This is a genomic window from uncultured Aquimarina sp. (assembly GCF_947495315.1).
Lineage (GTDB): Bacteria > Bacteroidota > Bacteroidia > Flavobacteriales > Flavobacteriaceae > Aquimarina.
In genome coordinates this window covers 49786-65948 of the sequence record NZ_CANLYD010000023.1, presented here as the reverse complement: position 1 = coordinate 65948, position 16163 = coordinate 49786, and the positions used below count along the sequence as shown (strand labels likewise).

Annotated in this window: 9 protein-coding genes; 3 read left to right on the top strand and 6 right to left on the bottom strand. The window is 34.1% G+C overall.

What is annotated here, in order from left to right; genetic code table 11:
- Positions 1-10: 10 nt before the first annotated feature.
- The 6 genes from Q0910_RS26870 to Q0910_RS26845 form a co-directional block, all read right to left on the bottom strand.
- Positions 11-1582: an FMN-binding glutamate synthase family protein gene (locus Q0910_RS26870; protein ID WP_299223488.1), complete on the bottom strand. Its 1572-nt coding sequence runs from the start codon at positions 1580-1582 to the stop codon at positions 11-13.
- Between the two features lie 11 nt (positions 1583-1593).
- Positions 1594-2877: an amidohydrolase gene (locus Q0910_RS26865; protein WP_299223486.1), complete on the bottom strand. Its 1284-nt coding sequence runs from the start codon at positions 2875-2877 to the stop codon at positions 1594-1596.
- Positions 2878-2890: 13 nt separating this feature from the next.
- On the bottom strand, positions 2891-3427 hold the full coding sequence (locus Q0910_RS26860) for a DsrE family protein (RefSeq protein ID WP_299223484.1): 537 nt from the start codon (positions 3425-3427) through the stop codon (positions 2891-2893).
- A gap of 136 nt (positions 3428-3563) precedes the next feature.
- A complete protein-coding gene (locus Q0910_RS26855) occupies positions 3564-5939 on the bottom strand; it encodes a PKD domain-containing protein (protein WP_299223482.1) in 2376 nt (791 codons plus the stop codon).
- A 188-nt stretch (positions 5940-6127) separates the two neighbouring features.
- Positions 6128-6415 (bottom strand): hypothetical protein, encoded by a 288-nt coding sequence (locus Q0910_RS26850; protein ID WP_299223480.1) that lies wholly within the window; start codon positions 6413-6415, stop codon positions 6128-6130.
- Positions 6416-6656: 241 nt separating this feature from the next.
- The gene (locus tag Q0910_RS26845) at positions 6657-8579 is read right to left on the bottom strand and encodes a family 1 glycosylhydrolase (protein WP_299223478.1); all 1923 of its coding nucleotides are present in this window, start codon (positions 8577-8579) and stop codon (positions 6657-6659) included.
- A gap of 611 nt (positions 8580-9190) precedes the next feature.
- Between Q0910_RS26845 and Q0910_RS26840 the strand changes: the two genes are divergently transcribed.
- From Q0910_RS26840 to Q0910_RS26830, 3 genes are all read left to right on the top strand, one after another.
- The gene (locus Q0910_RS26840) at positions 9191-11521 is read left to right on the top strand and encodes a UvrD-helicase domain-containing protein (RefSeq protein WP_299223476.1); all 2331 of its coding nucleotides are present in this window, start codon (positions 9191-9193) and stop codon (positions 11519-11521) included.
- A gap of 463 nt (positions 11522-11984) precedes the next feature.
- The gene (locus tag Q0910_RS26835) at positions 11985-15359 is read left to right on the top strand and encodes a starch-binding protein (RefSeq protein ID WP_299223475.1); all 3375 of its coding nucleotides are present in this window, start codon (positions 11985-11987) and stop codon (positions 15357-15359) included.
- Between the two features lie 74 nt (positions 15360-15433).
- Entirely contained in the window at positions 15434-15880 is a 447-nt protein-coding gene (locus tag Q0910_RS26830) for a methyltransferase (RefSeq protein WP_299223473.1), read from the top strand.
- Positions 15881-16163 lie beyond the last annotated feature (283 nt).

Sequence of the window (16163 nt, the reverse complement as noted above, 5' to 3'; positions counted from 1 at the left end):
TAGTGATTTATTATTTATCAGTTTGTTTATAATGTCCTCCCAGATAGGAGCAATCTTTTAAGTCTTGTGCACAAGTATATGCTACAGCAGTTTTACTGTATTTAAATGAATCTTCCAGTGTTTTAGTAAGTTCACCATCATCGACGTTTACATCTATATCTTTCATAGTAAACTGGCATGGATGTTCATATCCGGCTGCATGGGTGATTTCTATAAGTTCTTTTCTAAAAGATTTAAAATATTGAGCTAGTCTATCAGATTTAAGAGGAACGTTAATTCCTTTTTGTAGCCATTTGCTTTGGGTAGCGACACCACTTGGGCATCTATTGGTATGGCATACTTGAGCCTGTATACAACCAATACTCATCATAGCTTCTCTAGCAACATTGATACAATCTACTCCCATAGCAAATGCCATAGCAGCTTTTGCAGGAAATCCTAATTTTCCACTACCGATAAACACAACTTTATCGGTAAGATTATGTTTCTGAAATATTTTATAAATCGCGGTAAACCCATAAATCCAAGGTAATGATACGTGATCTGCAAAACTTGGAGGAGCAGCTCCGGTTCCACCTTCACCACCATCAATAGTAATAAAATCAGGACCTCGATTAGATTTTACCATGAGTTCTGCCAATAGCTCCCATTGTTCAGTTTTACCAATAGCAGCTTTAATACCTACAGGCAATCCCGTTTCTGATGCGATATCTTCAATCAATTGTAATAGCTCAGGAACATCTTTAAAGGCTTTATGAGATGAAGGTGATAATACATCTTTGCCAACTTCGACACCTCTAATTTCAGCGATTTCACGAGTGATTTTAGCACCTGGTAATACACCACCTTTTCCTGGTTTTGCACCTTGAGAAAGTTTAATTTCGATAGCTCGTATAAATGGATTTTTTTTAACTAAATCCTTCATCTTTTTCATGGAAAAGTTCCCATCCTCAGAACGAACACCAAAATATCCTGTACCAAAATGGAAGATAACATCACCTCCATTACTATGATATGGTGATAATCCACCTTCTCCTGTATTGTGATAGGCACCTGCTTTTTTTACTCCAATATTCAAGGAATCTACCGCACGAGCAGAAAGAGAACCAAAACTCATCGCTGATACATTGATAGCAGATGCCGGACGATATGGTTTTTTACGCTGATTATAAGCTCCCATTACTTTAGCACATGGCAAAAAAGTTTTATCAAGTTTATTAGGATGATTGGCATCCATTTGGAAAGGAATCATACAATTTTTTACAAAAATATGCTGGTGTTCATAGATGTCTCTATCAGTTCCAAATCCTTCGTAGTTATTTTCATTCTTAGAAGAAGCATACACCCATCCTCTTTCAATTCTATTAAACGGAAGTTCTTCTCTATTGTTTGCAACAAAATATTGCCGCATTTCCGGCCCAATACTTTCCAAAAGATATCGCAGATGTCCAACGATAGGAAAGTTATGACTTACTGTATGTTTTTTGTTAAAGAATATATCTCTTACAGCTACTAAAGCGAGTACGATCAATATCCACATCCACCAAGAGATTAAACCCAGAAAATTTAAGATAATATCCATTACAAATTATGTTATTGAGCGTTTAAATAGTCTAATGTTAATTGAGACATTACTTTTACTCCTAGTACTAAACCACTCTCATCAATATAAAAATCTGGCGTATGATGTGAAGCAGCTTTTTTAGTATCTGGAGATTTTCCGCCTAAAAAGAAATAGAAACCTGGAACTACTTCCTGAAAGTACGAAAAATCCTCTCCTCCAGTCGTTGCTTTGGATAAAACTACATTTTCTTTTCCAGCGATTCCCTGAATAGTGGGAAGCATTTGTTTCACCAATTTAGGATCATTATAAGTGATCGAAGTATTATTCTGAAATTTTATAGTTGCTTCTCCTCCGTATGCTTTGGCAATAGCAGGAACCATTTCGTTCATACGACGGATAATCATTTCGCGCATTTTTGGGTCAAGAGTTCTCACGGTTCCGATCATCTCTGCGCTTTCCGGAATTATATTAAATCGAACTCCACTAGTGATTTTTCCTACAGTAATTACTGCTGCCTCATCTACCAAAGGTGATTCTCTACTTATAATGGTTTGTAAACCATCAATTATTTTGGCTGAGATTAAAATAGGATCAACACCTGTCCAGGGAGCAGATCCGTGAGTTTGTTTTCCTTTTACATCGATTACAAAACGCTCTACAGCTGCCATAGTTCCACCTGGTTTATAACGTATCATACCTACAGGAGTTCCAGAATTGATATGTAACCCAAAAATAGCATCAACATCAGGGTTTTTAAGCACACCTTCTTTGATCATCAATTTTGCTCCACCTTCTTCTCCAGGAGGCGGTCCTTCTTCTGCCGGTTGAAAAATAAACTTAACTGTACCAGATATTTTTTCTTTATTCTTACTTAAAACTTCGGCAACTCCCATAAGGATGGCAATATGTGTATCGTGTCCACAAGCATGACTAACTCCAACTTCGGTATCAAGAAATGTTGTTTTTACAGTTGACTTAAAAGGTACATCGGCGCGTTCCGTTACCGGAAGTGCATCAATATCTGCTCTTAAGGCTACTACTTTTCCTTCTTTACCACCTTTTAGAATGCCTACAACTCCAGTTTTAGCTACATTTTCTGTTACTTCAAAACCAAGATCTTTTAGATGTTTTGCAATTTTCTTAGCAGTTTCGAATTCACGATTAGAGAGTTCTGGATTCTGATGAAAATCTCTTCGCCATTCAATAACCTTGCTTTCTATCTTTTCTGACATTGAATTTACATCAGGATCTATTTTTTGAGCTTGTATAATTGAACATACTAAAAGAAAAGCGATTAATATATTGTTTTTCATAGGATGAGTTGAGTTAAAAATTAATGAGTTTGTAGTTTTCGTTTTGTAATTGTACTAAAGCGGTCATCGCTGATAATGCAAACTGTATATTAGGATGGACATCAGACTTAGAGATGTTTCTATGCGCAGCGGTCTGCCCGCACAAAATGATCTGAACTCCTTTTTCGGTAAGTGCTGATATTAAAGGAGTATTTGGATTATCCAAACCGAATTTTGTATTATAATTTTTGTTATTCAAAATATCATTAGCGGCACTTCCGTGAATAACTAAAGCTACTTTTAGGTTCTCTAATGACACTCCTGCATCGGCATGCATATTAAGATACCTGGCTGCAGTATTTATAAGCGGATTGATCTTAGTACTATCTCCAAAAGATCTCCCGACATCAAATACAGCCTTTAATTCACTTGTTGTATTTGTTTTAAAGTCAGGATTATCAACTTCGTATGTCTTACCAAATTGAGTAATAATAGTTCCTGGTTTGGATTCTTTTTGACAAAGAAGTATTCCTGGTAGTATGGCGAGGAGAATTAAAAATGTGTGTTTCAATCTTAATTTTTTTGGTTTCTAAAGATATTCAAAAATCTATTACAGGAAAGTTAAAATGTGTTTTTGATCTCTGTATAAACAAAAAAGCATATTTCTGAATTAAAGAAATATGCTTTTAATAAGGTTAAAAAAAGACTTATAGTTTGACAAATTTGCCAACAGATTTATTGTTTATTAGAATCACATAAAGTCCACTAGACAATTTAGTTAAGTCTATCTCAGGTTCTATAACAGAATTAACTACTACTTGTCCAGAAGTATTTACTATTCTTATATCATTTTCATTTATGGTAAGTCCATCAATTCTTAGTATATCTTTAGTGGGGTTAGGGTAGAACTTAAAAACACTGGTTCCTTGGCTTAAATTAAGTTGGGATAAATCAACAGAAAATGCTGAGGAAATTGCATTACATCCTGTTTCGTTAAAAACTTCGACACTATAATTTCCTATTTGATCTGGTACATATTGAGAATCATTAGCACCAGTAATTGGTTCTCCATTAAAATACCATTGATATGCTGCGTATGTAGTATCGGCTGTAAGGTTTTTAGTGTCAGGAATTGTTATCGTAGGAGGTTGTGGATTTTCCTCTACTATAATATTGATTGCTGTTCTCGTATTTGTCGTACAGTTATCAAAAGAGCCTGCTACATAATATGTCTGACTAGATTGCAGTGCAGGTGCTTCAAAAGTAGCTCCTGTATATAGCAAAGTTCCACCTGTGGGGGCATTATACCACCTAAATTCACTGTTTCCCGTTACAGTTAACGATGTAGATTCTCCAATACAAATATTTTGATCTGCTCCAGCAGGTTGTTGAGGAATATTGATGGTAATAAAATCATCACGCTGTCTGGTATCTTCCCCCGCACTATTAGAAGTAGTAAGTGTAATACTATAAGTACCACTGCCGGCATATGTATGTGTTGGATTTTGTTCCGTAGCCGTGGTTCCGTCTCCAAAATCCCATAAATAAGCATTTACATTATTTATAGTTGTACTATTGAAATTCACTGTAGCACAATTAGTAGCAGCTTCGAAATTTGCTATAGGGGGCTGATTGTTATCACCAGGAATATACCTACCGGAAATATAATAATTACCTATAGATGAGTAATCAGAATATCCATTACTTAGATTTCCTTCTCCAACACCATCAACTTCTACAAAGTAAGTTCCAAAACTGAGATCTAAATCAAAACCAGCATTGAGTCCGGAAGGATCAGAAATAGCAATTTCTTCACCAATCCCATTCAGAATTCTAGCTTGTATATTAAGGTTAGGATGATCTGGACTAGGATTAAAATTGAAAGAAACATTACCCGTTTCAATTACAAATGAAAATACATCTTTATCATCACTGTTATGTATAAAACCAAAGTTTTGATCAGCACTAACATTTCCATCAGTATCTACTAATATTGGAGTAGCTTCTGTAATAATGTCTTTATGATCATCTTCTCTAAAACCAACCCCGTTTTGAGATCCAGCGATAATTTCTATGTCATCTTGCTGTTGAGTAGCATTATCATACTCTCCTTTACTCCAGTGGCCTAAAGTTTTGTTAGCACTCCACCCCATAATTGGCGACCATTGCCCATGGCCAGCATAATATTCTTCTCCGGGTCTGCCATCATGACTTAGCCTTAATGTATGTCCTACCTCATGAGATCCTGTCTCTCCAGCTGCTCTTGTGGATAAATTATAAATCCAACATGGATTATCTGTTCTAGTTGAAGAAAAAGAACCTAAATAGGCAACACCACCTGCAGTAGGCGCTGCATCTTTGGTAGGAGTAAATATGCACATCATTCTACGATTTTGTGGAGCAGCATCATATAAGTCTCTTCGTGTAGTGACGTTTAAGTTAAAAGCTCTAAAATCTTCAGCCATTATTTCCCAAACAGCTATGATTTTTTGATCAGAAAAATTTGGAGATTGTGCATTAATAGTGCCGCCACCAACCCAACTTGTTCCAGATACAACTTCTCCATCAAAGTCTAAATAGATAATTCCTGGTGCTCCTGGAAGACTTTCTAATTGAGGAGCCATTTTAGAAAATACATCATTTGTATTTTTGTTATTTTCCTCTTCAGTTTTTTCAAAATCTATACAAACCAGAGAGTTAATATCTACTTCTTCAATATATACTTTTCCCAGATCATTTGTGAAAATTTTGAAACCGGTTTTTTCGTTTCTGAGGACTAAAGTTCCTTCTATTTGATTTTTAGTTTTAAATAAAGTAAAAGTAGATAGTTTTTGATTGTTTACACTACCAATAAATGTGATTAGGTCGTTTTTTACTTTTTCTACCTTAAGGTTTAATGAAAGTGAAGTGTTTTTCTTCGATAGATTTATAAATAACCCTTTTGACTTGTTAATGGTAAGGTTTTCGATGAAACTATCTGGATTATTGGAGATTAATTGAGCATTAGAATCCTGAGAATGTATAACCATTACGTTTATAAAGAACAGGAGTAGCATTAATTTTTTATAGTAGGTTTTGAACATTTTTTGATTTTTGGGTAAAATTAGTTTTTAAATAGGTTTATTATTCTGAATTACATTGATTTAAATACATATTAATTGTTTCATAACACACTAAAAATAGGTTTATTGTATTACATGTTTTAAATAAAAACTCTCAATACATCATTGAGAAGATATTGAGAGCTTTCAAGGCAATAACACTTAAATTTTTATGAGATACTTATAATTCTTTCTAATGGAATAATAGTAGACTGTTTAAGGATTACTTCTTTATCTGTAATTCCCCAAATAGTGGTTTCTACTTTTTTGAGTCCTTTGTTATCAACAAATACAATTTTTACTTTATGGCGTTCTAAGTTACCAAGAGATAATGCTCTTTGTAATTCTAAAATTCGATCGATTTGATCTTTTCTTTTATTAAGTACATCTTCTTTTGGGAAGGTTAGAAATTTGATTTGTTCTTTTTCAATGGGCTGAGCGTTTAAGTTTGGGGACATAAGAAAAAAATTAGGTTAAATTTTGGGGTTAAAATAATTTCTTTAGTATCATAAAGATTTTTAAATATATGTATTTTATCTTAAAAAATTGCATTTCAACGATGTTTTTTCAAAAAAAAGATATTAACAAGGAAAGAATAATCTAATTTTTGTAAAAAGAAAAAGTTAGCGGTAAAATAATATCTTTACCGCTAGCTCTTTCTTTTCATATGTTCAGCTCTTCTTTTATATACAATAAATTTTATTGCTTCATAATCTTTATCATTTTCGAAGAATTATCTTTTCGGTTTATCTGTAAGAAGTACATACCTGAGGATAAATTTCCAGCATGGATAGTTATAGCATCTTCATTGGTGTATTTTTGACTAAAAACTTTTCTTCCGTGAATATCTATTAGGGTAATGCTACTTGTCTCTCCGATTGTTTTAAAACCAATATTTAATTCTTTATTAAATGGTATGGGATACGCTTTAAAATTTTCTGCAGCATCAAAGCCGTAGTCATTAGTACCGAGTGTATTTATAGAAGCAGTCATTTTATCTACATTAAAGCTACCTAATTCTACATTAAATCGTAAGATATGTTCACCTTCGGTTAAAGGTATTTCGGTTACTATGGTATCTTGGAAATTAGACCAGCCGCCAGTTGAAGCAAAGTTGATAAGTCCAGAAATGTCAACGCCATCAAGTTCTAGACTACCTTCTCCTCCAAAACCTGTATCAGCAGCTGTAGAAAATGTAAAATCATAAGATCCTGAATCGGATACATTTATTGTATACTCTAACCATTCTTCAGGACTTAGCCATCCGATAATTAGTGCACCAGATTCTTCTAATACAATATCTGTGGCATCGCAATCTCTATAAGTGGATCCTCCGTTATTAAGTGTATCATCATCTTGATACGCAACACCTTCACCGCCAATATCATAATTTTCAAACTCTATAATACCAGGGATTGTAGTAGGTGTTCCATTAAAAGGAGCTTGTGCTACTGTTGCGCCGCCACAGCCTCCATTATCTTCTACGGTGATACCTTGTAATCCATTAAGAAGTCCAGTAAACGAAGGTTTCGGTTGGTAGTTGTTATCATAAATTAAAGCACTACCACAGCCATCAAAAAAACCTGGTATCCACGAAGAAGCATCTGTAAATCCCCATAAAGTTAATCCTGTACATCCATCTTTTGCTAATGCCATTGCAGCTATTCTTTGATATGAATCCTTTTGCGCTTGTAATTCTTCTTCGGATGCCGGTTGACCATTATTACAAATTCTGATATCTAGTTCTGTAATATTACAAATTAACCCTAGATCGATTGCAAAATCCATAGTTTGGCTTACTTGATCTGTAAAACTGTCTCCAATCCCATTTTCAAAATGACTTTGTAGACCCAACGCATCAATTGGAACACCTCTTTCTACCATGCCTTGTATCATAGTTCTCATAAAAGCATTCTTAGAATTAGGATCGGTATTAAACGTTTCTATAGAGTAATCATTATAAAATAATACAACATCTGGATCAACAGATTTAGCTACAATAAAGCAATGATCAATAAAATCCTGAATATTGCCCACATTGGCATACCAAGTTCCTGAGCGAAACCCAGCACTATTTTCATTGATAATTTCATTAAAAACATCCCATTCATCTATTTTTCCTTTAGTATATGTCATTACTGTAGTAATATAGGATTCAGCAAAATCAAATATTTGTTGTTTTGTCCATCCCGTAGCGTCATCTCTAAGCCATTGAGGTGCTTGGCTATACCACATCAGGGCATGACCTCTTTTTACGTTAATATCATTAGCATCTGCAAAATTGATCATACGATCTAGTTTATCAGTATTAATATCTGCCAAAGTAATGTTGAATGGGTTATTAGCAGCAGAACCTTTTAGTAGGTTCTCCATTTTATGATCATTCTCTGCAACAATTGAGTTGAACTGTTCTACAATAGTAGTTTGGTAAGTGCCAGAAGGGGTCGTATTACTACCATTAAAAAAGTTACCATTAACAATGGTACCAATATATTTTCCTGCTGGGACTTCGTCTTTTAACACCTGCCCATTGATACTACAAGAAGAAATAAGAATAAGTATAAATGAAAAAATGCATGCATTGTTTTTAATGCATTGGTTGATTTGGGAATGTGAATTCATGTTTAAATTTTAGTTTTTTGTGTGAGTTATAAAATGTTGTTAATTGTGTGGTTAAATTTACAAAAAGTCTATATCCGTTGTTTGTTCATCCAACTAACAATACATAAACTGTTAGGGTATTGTGGGTGTTGATATTCTATAAATTGGCACGAAAAATATGTTAAGATGTATCCGAATTAGGCGCTGATCAAGTATTAGAAGCGAAAAGCGTTTTATTATGAAAAACTTTGAAATACCTTCAATAATTACGAAACCTTTTAAGTAAAAAATGTTTCACTTGATTTATGGATTAAAAATTGATCAAAAGGCTTTATAAAGTAATTCAATCAGAAGTCTATGCTTTAAAGTGCGGGTACTATTCGAAGCAAAGTTTGATGAGTTGTTTTAGTATTGTGTAATTCCCTAAATTACTTGTCTTTGATGTAATAAATTAAGAGTATTTCTGATATATTGTAAAAGAAGAAGTTTTTATTTCTTCTCAGGAATTAGAGAAATACTATTTAAATTTCTAAAAGAGAGTGGTTCATCACTTGTTTACAACTAAAAGACTCTTGGCTTCCATAAATGTCATTCTTTCCTTAAATTTCCAGTCTGAAAAAAACACTGAAAACTTGGAAGAATATTTAGCCGGATTAAATGATGCGCAACGAGCTCCTGTACTGCAGAAAGATGGTCCTATGATCGTTATTGCAGGTGCTGGTTCAGGAAAAACTAGAGTGCTTACGTATAGAATTGCCTATCTGATGAATCAGGGAGTGGATTCATTTAATATCTTATCATTAACATTTACCAATAAGGCAGCGCGAGAAATGAAAAAGCGTATTGCTGATATTGTAGGTCCTAGTGAAGCAAAGAATCTATGGATGGGAACGTTTCATTCTATTTTTGCTAAAATCCTAAGAATTGAGGCTGATAAATTAGGGTATCCTTCTAATTTTACGATATATGACACACAAGATTCTCAGCGATTAATTTCTTCGGTAATTAAAGAGATGGGATTGGACAAGGATATCTATAAGTATAAGCAGGTTCAATCGCGTATTTCTTCTTATAAGAATAGTTTGATTACTGTAAAAGCATATTTTCAAAATGCTGAGTTAGTAGAGGCTGATGCCATGGCAAAAAGACCGCGTATGGGAGAAATCTATCAGCATTATGTAGATCGCTGCTTTAAGGCTGGTGCGATGGATTTTGATGATTTATTACTTAAAACTAATGAGTTGTTGAATCGTTTTCCAGATGTATTGGCTAAATATCAAAATCGCTTTAGATATATTCTGGTGGATGAGTACCAGGATACGAATCACTCACAGTATCTAATTGTAAAAGCATTATCAGATAAATTTCAGAATATTTGTGTGGTAGGAGATGATGCACAAAGTATTTATGCTTTCCGTGGAGCGAATATTAATAACATCCTTAATTTCCAGAGAGATTATGATAATGTACAGCAATATCGATTAGAACAAAACTATCGATCTACCAAAAACATAGTGGAAGCGGCTAATTCTATTATAGATAAAAACAAAACAAAACTTGATAAAGTAGTTTGGACTGCGAATGATCCTGGTCCTAAAATTTTCGTAAATCGATTGCTAACGGATGGAGATGAAGGACGATATGTAGCAAGTTCTATCTTTGAGAATCAAATGCAACATCAGTTGACCAATGGTCAGTTTGCTATTCTGTATAGAACAAATGCACAGTCTCGTGCTATGGAGGATGCGCTGCGAAAAAGGGATATTAAGTATAGAATTTATGGAGGACTGTCTTTTTATCAAAGAAAAGAGATAAAAGATGTTTTATCATATCTTAGGTTAATTATCAATCCAAAAGATGAAGAAGCACTAAAACGTGTTATTAATTATCCTGCTCGTGGAATTGGTAGTACTACTGTGGATAAGTTAGTGGTAGCCGCTAACCATTATGATAGATCTATTTTCGAAATTATTGAAAATCTGGATCGAATTAATCTAAAAATTAATAGCGGAACAAAAACCAGGTTAGAAAACTTTATGAATATGATCAAGAGTTTTCAAGTTACCAACCAAACTTCTGATGCCTTTGTATTATCAGAAATGGTAGCTAAAAACACTGGTTTACTTCAAGAGCTTAAGAAAGATGGAACACCTGAAGGAATTGCTCGTATTGAAAATATAGAGGAGTTATTAAATGGTATTCGGGACTTTGTAGAAGAACAAAAAGAGTTGGCAGATGAGACAGGATCACTTGCAGAATTTTTAGAAGATGTAGCACTGGCAACAGATTTGGATCAGGATACGGGTGATGATGATAGAGTAGCCTTAATGACGATACATTTAGCAAAAGGACTGGAGTTTCCTTACGTCTATATTGTAGGTATGGAGGAAGATTTGTTTCCATCCGGAATGAGTATGAATACCAGATCAGAGCTCGAAGAGGAACGAAGATTATTTTATGTAGCTTTAACCAGAGCGGAGAAACAAGCATATCTAACCTATACGCAATCTCGTTATCGATGGGGTAAACTCGTAGATGCAGAACCTAGTCGTTTTATAGAAGAAATAGATGCTCAATATCTAGAATATATCACTCCAATCGAAACGTATCGTTATAAGCCTTTAGTAGATACTGATATTTTTGGAGATGTAGATAAAAGTAAATTAAGGCTTAAAAAGCCATTATCAGGATCACCACCGGTTTCTCATAAACCATCAGAGGAACAATTGCGTAAGCTACGTAAACTAAGACCAATGTCTAATGATGCTACAAGTACTCCTAAAGCGAATCTTTTTGATGGAGATCTGGTACCTGGAACCATAGTAGAACATATGCGTTTTGGTAAAGGAAAAATTCTGCAGTTAGATGGGGTAGGTCAAGATAAGAAAGCAGAGATTAATTTTGAAAACGGCGGAATTAAAAAGCTGTTACTACGATTTGCTAAACTGAAAGTGATCGGGTAAGCTTTATTCAAGATATTATTTTCTATGTTTACCGTTGGTGATGTTTATACTCATTGCCATTAGATCAAGTATAATTTTTTTTAAGATAGATTCTATTGTTTATTTAGTAGTAAAGACTAATCTTTGTAATTAGATTTTAGAATATGCTAATTATAGATTTCTAATTTGAATAATTTTAGAAAAACTTGTGATGTTTTTAAAAAGAATATGAAATACAGGTTTACTAAATCTGAAAATAGATAATACACCAAATTATACGCTAATTTTTTATTCATTCTTTACTTTTTTAACCTTTTCTTAATAAAATATCAACACTCAAACGTTTTCGCAAAAAAACGACACTTCGAATATTATATTTTCCCGTTTTTTTTTAGAAATATTTATTACAACGTTTGAGGAAACTATATTATAGTAAAAGTTTTCTTGATCATTATTTTTATTAACACACAAACCAAACTTAATTATGAAAAAATTACTCTATTTAGGGTTATTAATTTGCCTTTGTTTACCTAGACTAGGCGTAGCACAATCAGAAAGAAACCTGCCATTCTCTTGGGATAATCTTACAGTTTACTTTCTTATTACCGATCGTTTTAATAACGGCGATCCTACTAATGATACGAGCTTTGATCGTCAAAAAAACAGTACAGCTAACGAACTTGATTTTCAAGGAGGGGATATTCCGGGAGTAACACAAAAAATTCGAGAAGGATATTTTAATGAACTTGGAGTAAGTGCTATCTGGGTTACTCCGGTAGTAGAAAACAGACATGGGTATATCGGTACTGAATTTAATGATTATCCATACCACGGTTATCACACCAATGATTGGACAGCATTTGATCCAAACTTTACCTCTGCAGAAGAGTTTGAAGATTTTATTGATGAAGCACACAACCACGGTATTAGAGTTTTGTTGGATATCGTAATGAACCATTCAGGTTATGTTACTTATAAGGATGTAAATGGTCAAAGAATACCTGTTGATCAAGATTACCCTTTGGATTGGGTACGATTACAATGCCAGGAAGAAGGAGAACCTAATAACGGAGAACTACCTTGTGATGATTATACACAATCTCTTTATGGTTTGCCTGACGTAAGAACGGAGTCTTTTAACTCTGTAAATTTACCACAATGGTTATTGGATAAATGGGAAACTGAAGGAAGAAAGCAACAAGAATTGGATGAATTGGATTCTTATTTTGCCAGAACAGGCAAGCCAAGAACGCCTAGATATTATCTAATCAAATGGTTGACTGATTGGGTTAGAGAATATGGTATTGACGGTTTCCGTGTAGATACAGAGCGCCATGTGAGAGCTGATGTTTGGAAAGAACTGAAAGAAGAAGCGGTTCTAGCGCTAAGAGAATGGAAACAAAATAATCCTACCAAAAAACCAGATGATCTTGATTTTTATATGACAGGAGAGGATTCTTCTCTGAATATTAAAAATAACGCGAATGATCCACTTCCTGAAGATTTTACCGTGAGTAAATTCAATAGCATGATCAATTTTAGATCACCAATAGAAGCTTATGATTCTATGGGACAAGAAGCAATTTTTAGTTCTTTTGCGGAAAAGCTTAATCAGGACGGGGGATTCAATACTCCGGGTGAGTATAACATGATCAGTTACTTGAGATCTCACGATTTTAGTGAGTATTATAGAGGAAATATGTTTGAAGGAGCGGTAAAATTATTACTATCTCCGGGAGGAGCCCAAATTTATTACGGGGATGAATCTGGGAGAGAATTTTTTGATGCTCAAACCTATTTAGATGCCGGGTATCGGGGGTTTATGAACTGGGATAACATGAATGATGCTATGCTGCTTCATTGGAGAAAATTAGGAACATTTAGAAGAGAGCATGTTTCTATTGGTGCTGGTTCGCATCAAAAACTAAGCGATGCTCCATACATTTTTAAACGTGAGTATAATCGTAATGGAGAAACTGATAAAGCATTGGTGTTCCAGGGACAGGATAATGATTTTGCTGGAGCACTAAACGTTTTCGGAATGTGGCCTGAAGGAACTGTACTTAAAGATTACTTTTCTGATACTACAGCAACAGTATCCGGAGGAACAGTAACTTTTGGAACTACTTTCGGAATTGTCCTAGTAGGTGAACCTTTTGATCTTTCAGATTCTGTAACATTATCGATAAATCCGGCTTCAGGGTTTTATACAGATGTTGTAACTGTAGAAATGGATGCATCTACAACAACAGAAGGAGCTACGGTAGATATTTTTTATACCACAGATGGTTCGGATCCTTCAGTTTCCAGTACTCAATATACAACTCCATTTGATATAAACACTACAACATCTATAAAAGCAATAGCTTTTGATTCTGAAGGTAACGAGTCTAATATAGTACCTGCAGACTATATAATCGGTGATGGGTCTCCATTTGAGGTGTATTTCAAAAAACCAGCTACTTGGTCATCAGCTACTATTTATTTATTTAATCAAAATACTGGAGAAGCATTAGACGGATTTCCAGCTTGGCCAGGAGCAACAATGGATGAGATAGAAGGAACTCCTTGGTTTACTTATACTATTGATCAAAATGTACAAGTTGGTATTGTATTTAATGATAATGGAGGAGACCAAACAGACGATTTAACAAGAATAACAGAAGGTTGGTATGATGGTCAATGGTTTGATAGTTGTCCAAGCGATTGCCCTACTGATCCAGGACCTCCAGTATTGACAGTTTCACCAGATTCAGGAACGTTTAATGGAAGTGTAGAAGTAAGCATGAGCGCTACCAACTCTGGAGTTATATATTATACTTTAGATGGTTCTGCTCCAGATGCAACAAGTACATTATACGCCGGTGCATTTACAATATTTTCTACCGGAAATACAGAATTAAATGCAGTTGCTATAAATAGTGCAGGAAGTTCTGATGTAATTAACAGAGTATATACGATTGAAGATACATTAGGATATACAGTTAACTTCAGAAAACCAGATAGCTGGAATACAGCGTATGTATATTTGTATGATAAAAATGCAAATGCAGCAATTCCAGGATTTCCTGCTTGGCCAGGAGTTCAAATGTCACAATTAAGTACTTCTCCTTGGTTTACATATGACATAGATGAATCAGTCGAAGTGGGAATTGTTTTTAACGATAATGGTGGAGCACAGACTGATGATTTGTTTAGAACAATAGATGGATGGTATAACAATGGTTGGACGGATACCTGTCCTGGTGAATGCCCAGGAATAATTCCAGATACTTCTTTTGATGTATATTTTAAGAAACCTTCTTCCTGGAATACGGCATTTATTTATATATACGATAAAAATGCAAACGCAGCGATTCCTGGTGCTCCAGCTTGGCCTGGTGTAGCCATGAATACTATTAATGGATCACCTTGGTATACTTATCTAGTTGATGAATCTGTAGAAGTAGGAATTGTTTTTACTGATAATGGAGGTGCACAGACGGATGATTTATTTAGAAGCACAGATGGCTGGTATGATAACCAATGGTTTGATAATTGCCCAAGTGATTGCCCATCTATAAATGATATAAAAGGTTCTTTTTCTGACAAAGCTCCTGTAAGCGATGCATTGCAAGTGGCTAGAGCCTGGCCCAATCCTTTTAATCAATCATTGACACTATCTTTTACAGGAAATATGAAAGATAACCATGTAAGAATAGAAATGTTTGATCTAGCGGGTAAGAGAACAAATACAACGCTTGTTAAAGACACCAGAACAAATACAGTAACCATGAATACAGCCAACCTTCCAAAAGGAATTTATCTTCTAAAGATAGTTTCTGATAAAAATGTGAGGGTGATGAAAATGGTTAAGTAAAACGATTATTTTGCTGAAGTAAAAACCTGTTGAGGAAGTGATTATCCTTGGCAGGTTTTTTTTATTTTTAGGCTATGCAAAATGATAAAAAAGGATTTACCTATGTATTGATTCAGTTTATATTGTATATGTTTCCAATATATAATTTAAGAATATTTTGTTTTCCATCTATCAGTTATCTATTGTTAGTCCTAACAGTCACCGGAGGAATTATAATTCTTGGTTCAATATTACAATTACGTAATCAATTATCTCCTTTTCCGGCTCCTATAGACGATGGAGTATTAATACAAAATGGATTCTATAGATTTTCCAGACATCCTATTTATTCTGGAATATTGATAAGTGGTTTCTTTTATGCCTTATATAGCTGTTCTGGCTATAAAATAATAATTGCTATAGGATTGCTCATCTTATTTTATTTCAAAAGCTCTTATGAAGAAGAATTACTCTCCAAAAAATACACAGAATATAAAAAATACAAGAAAAAAGTAGGACGATTTTTCCCAAAGGTTTTTTGAAAGAGTTACACTTCCAATTGCAATCCAAATATCACTTATTGATTTTAATTGAGTCACCAATAAAATAATAAGTTGTTTTTTCATTAAAACATCATATAAAAGAATCTTAATGGATGTTATAAGATAATTTTAAAATATTTTTTTTAACACTTAACTTATTTTGTAACAATCTGTTATGGTTTTTTGGTTTTGATTTATAAAAGTTTGGCACGCGTTTTGAAAATTACTTAGCAACTGATCGGGCAATTATAAGTATCGGTTAAAAAATGTTTATTAATTTAAA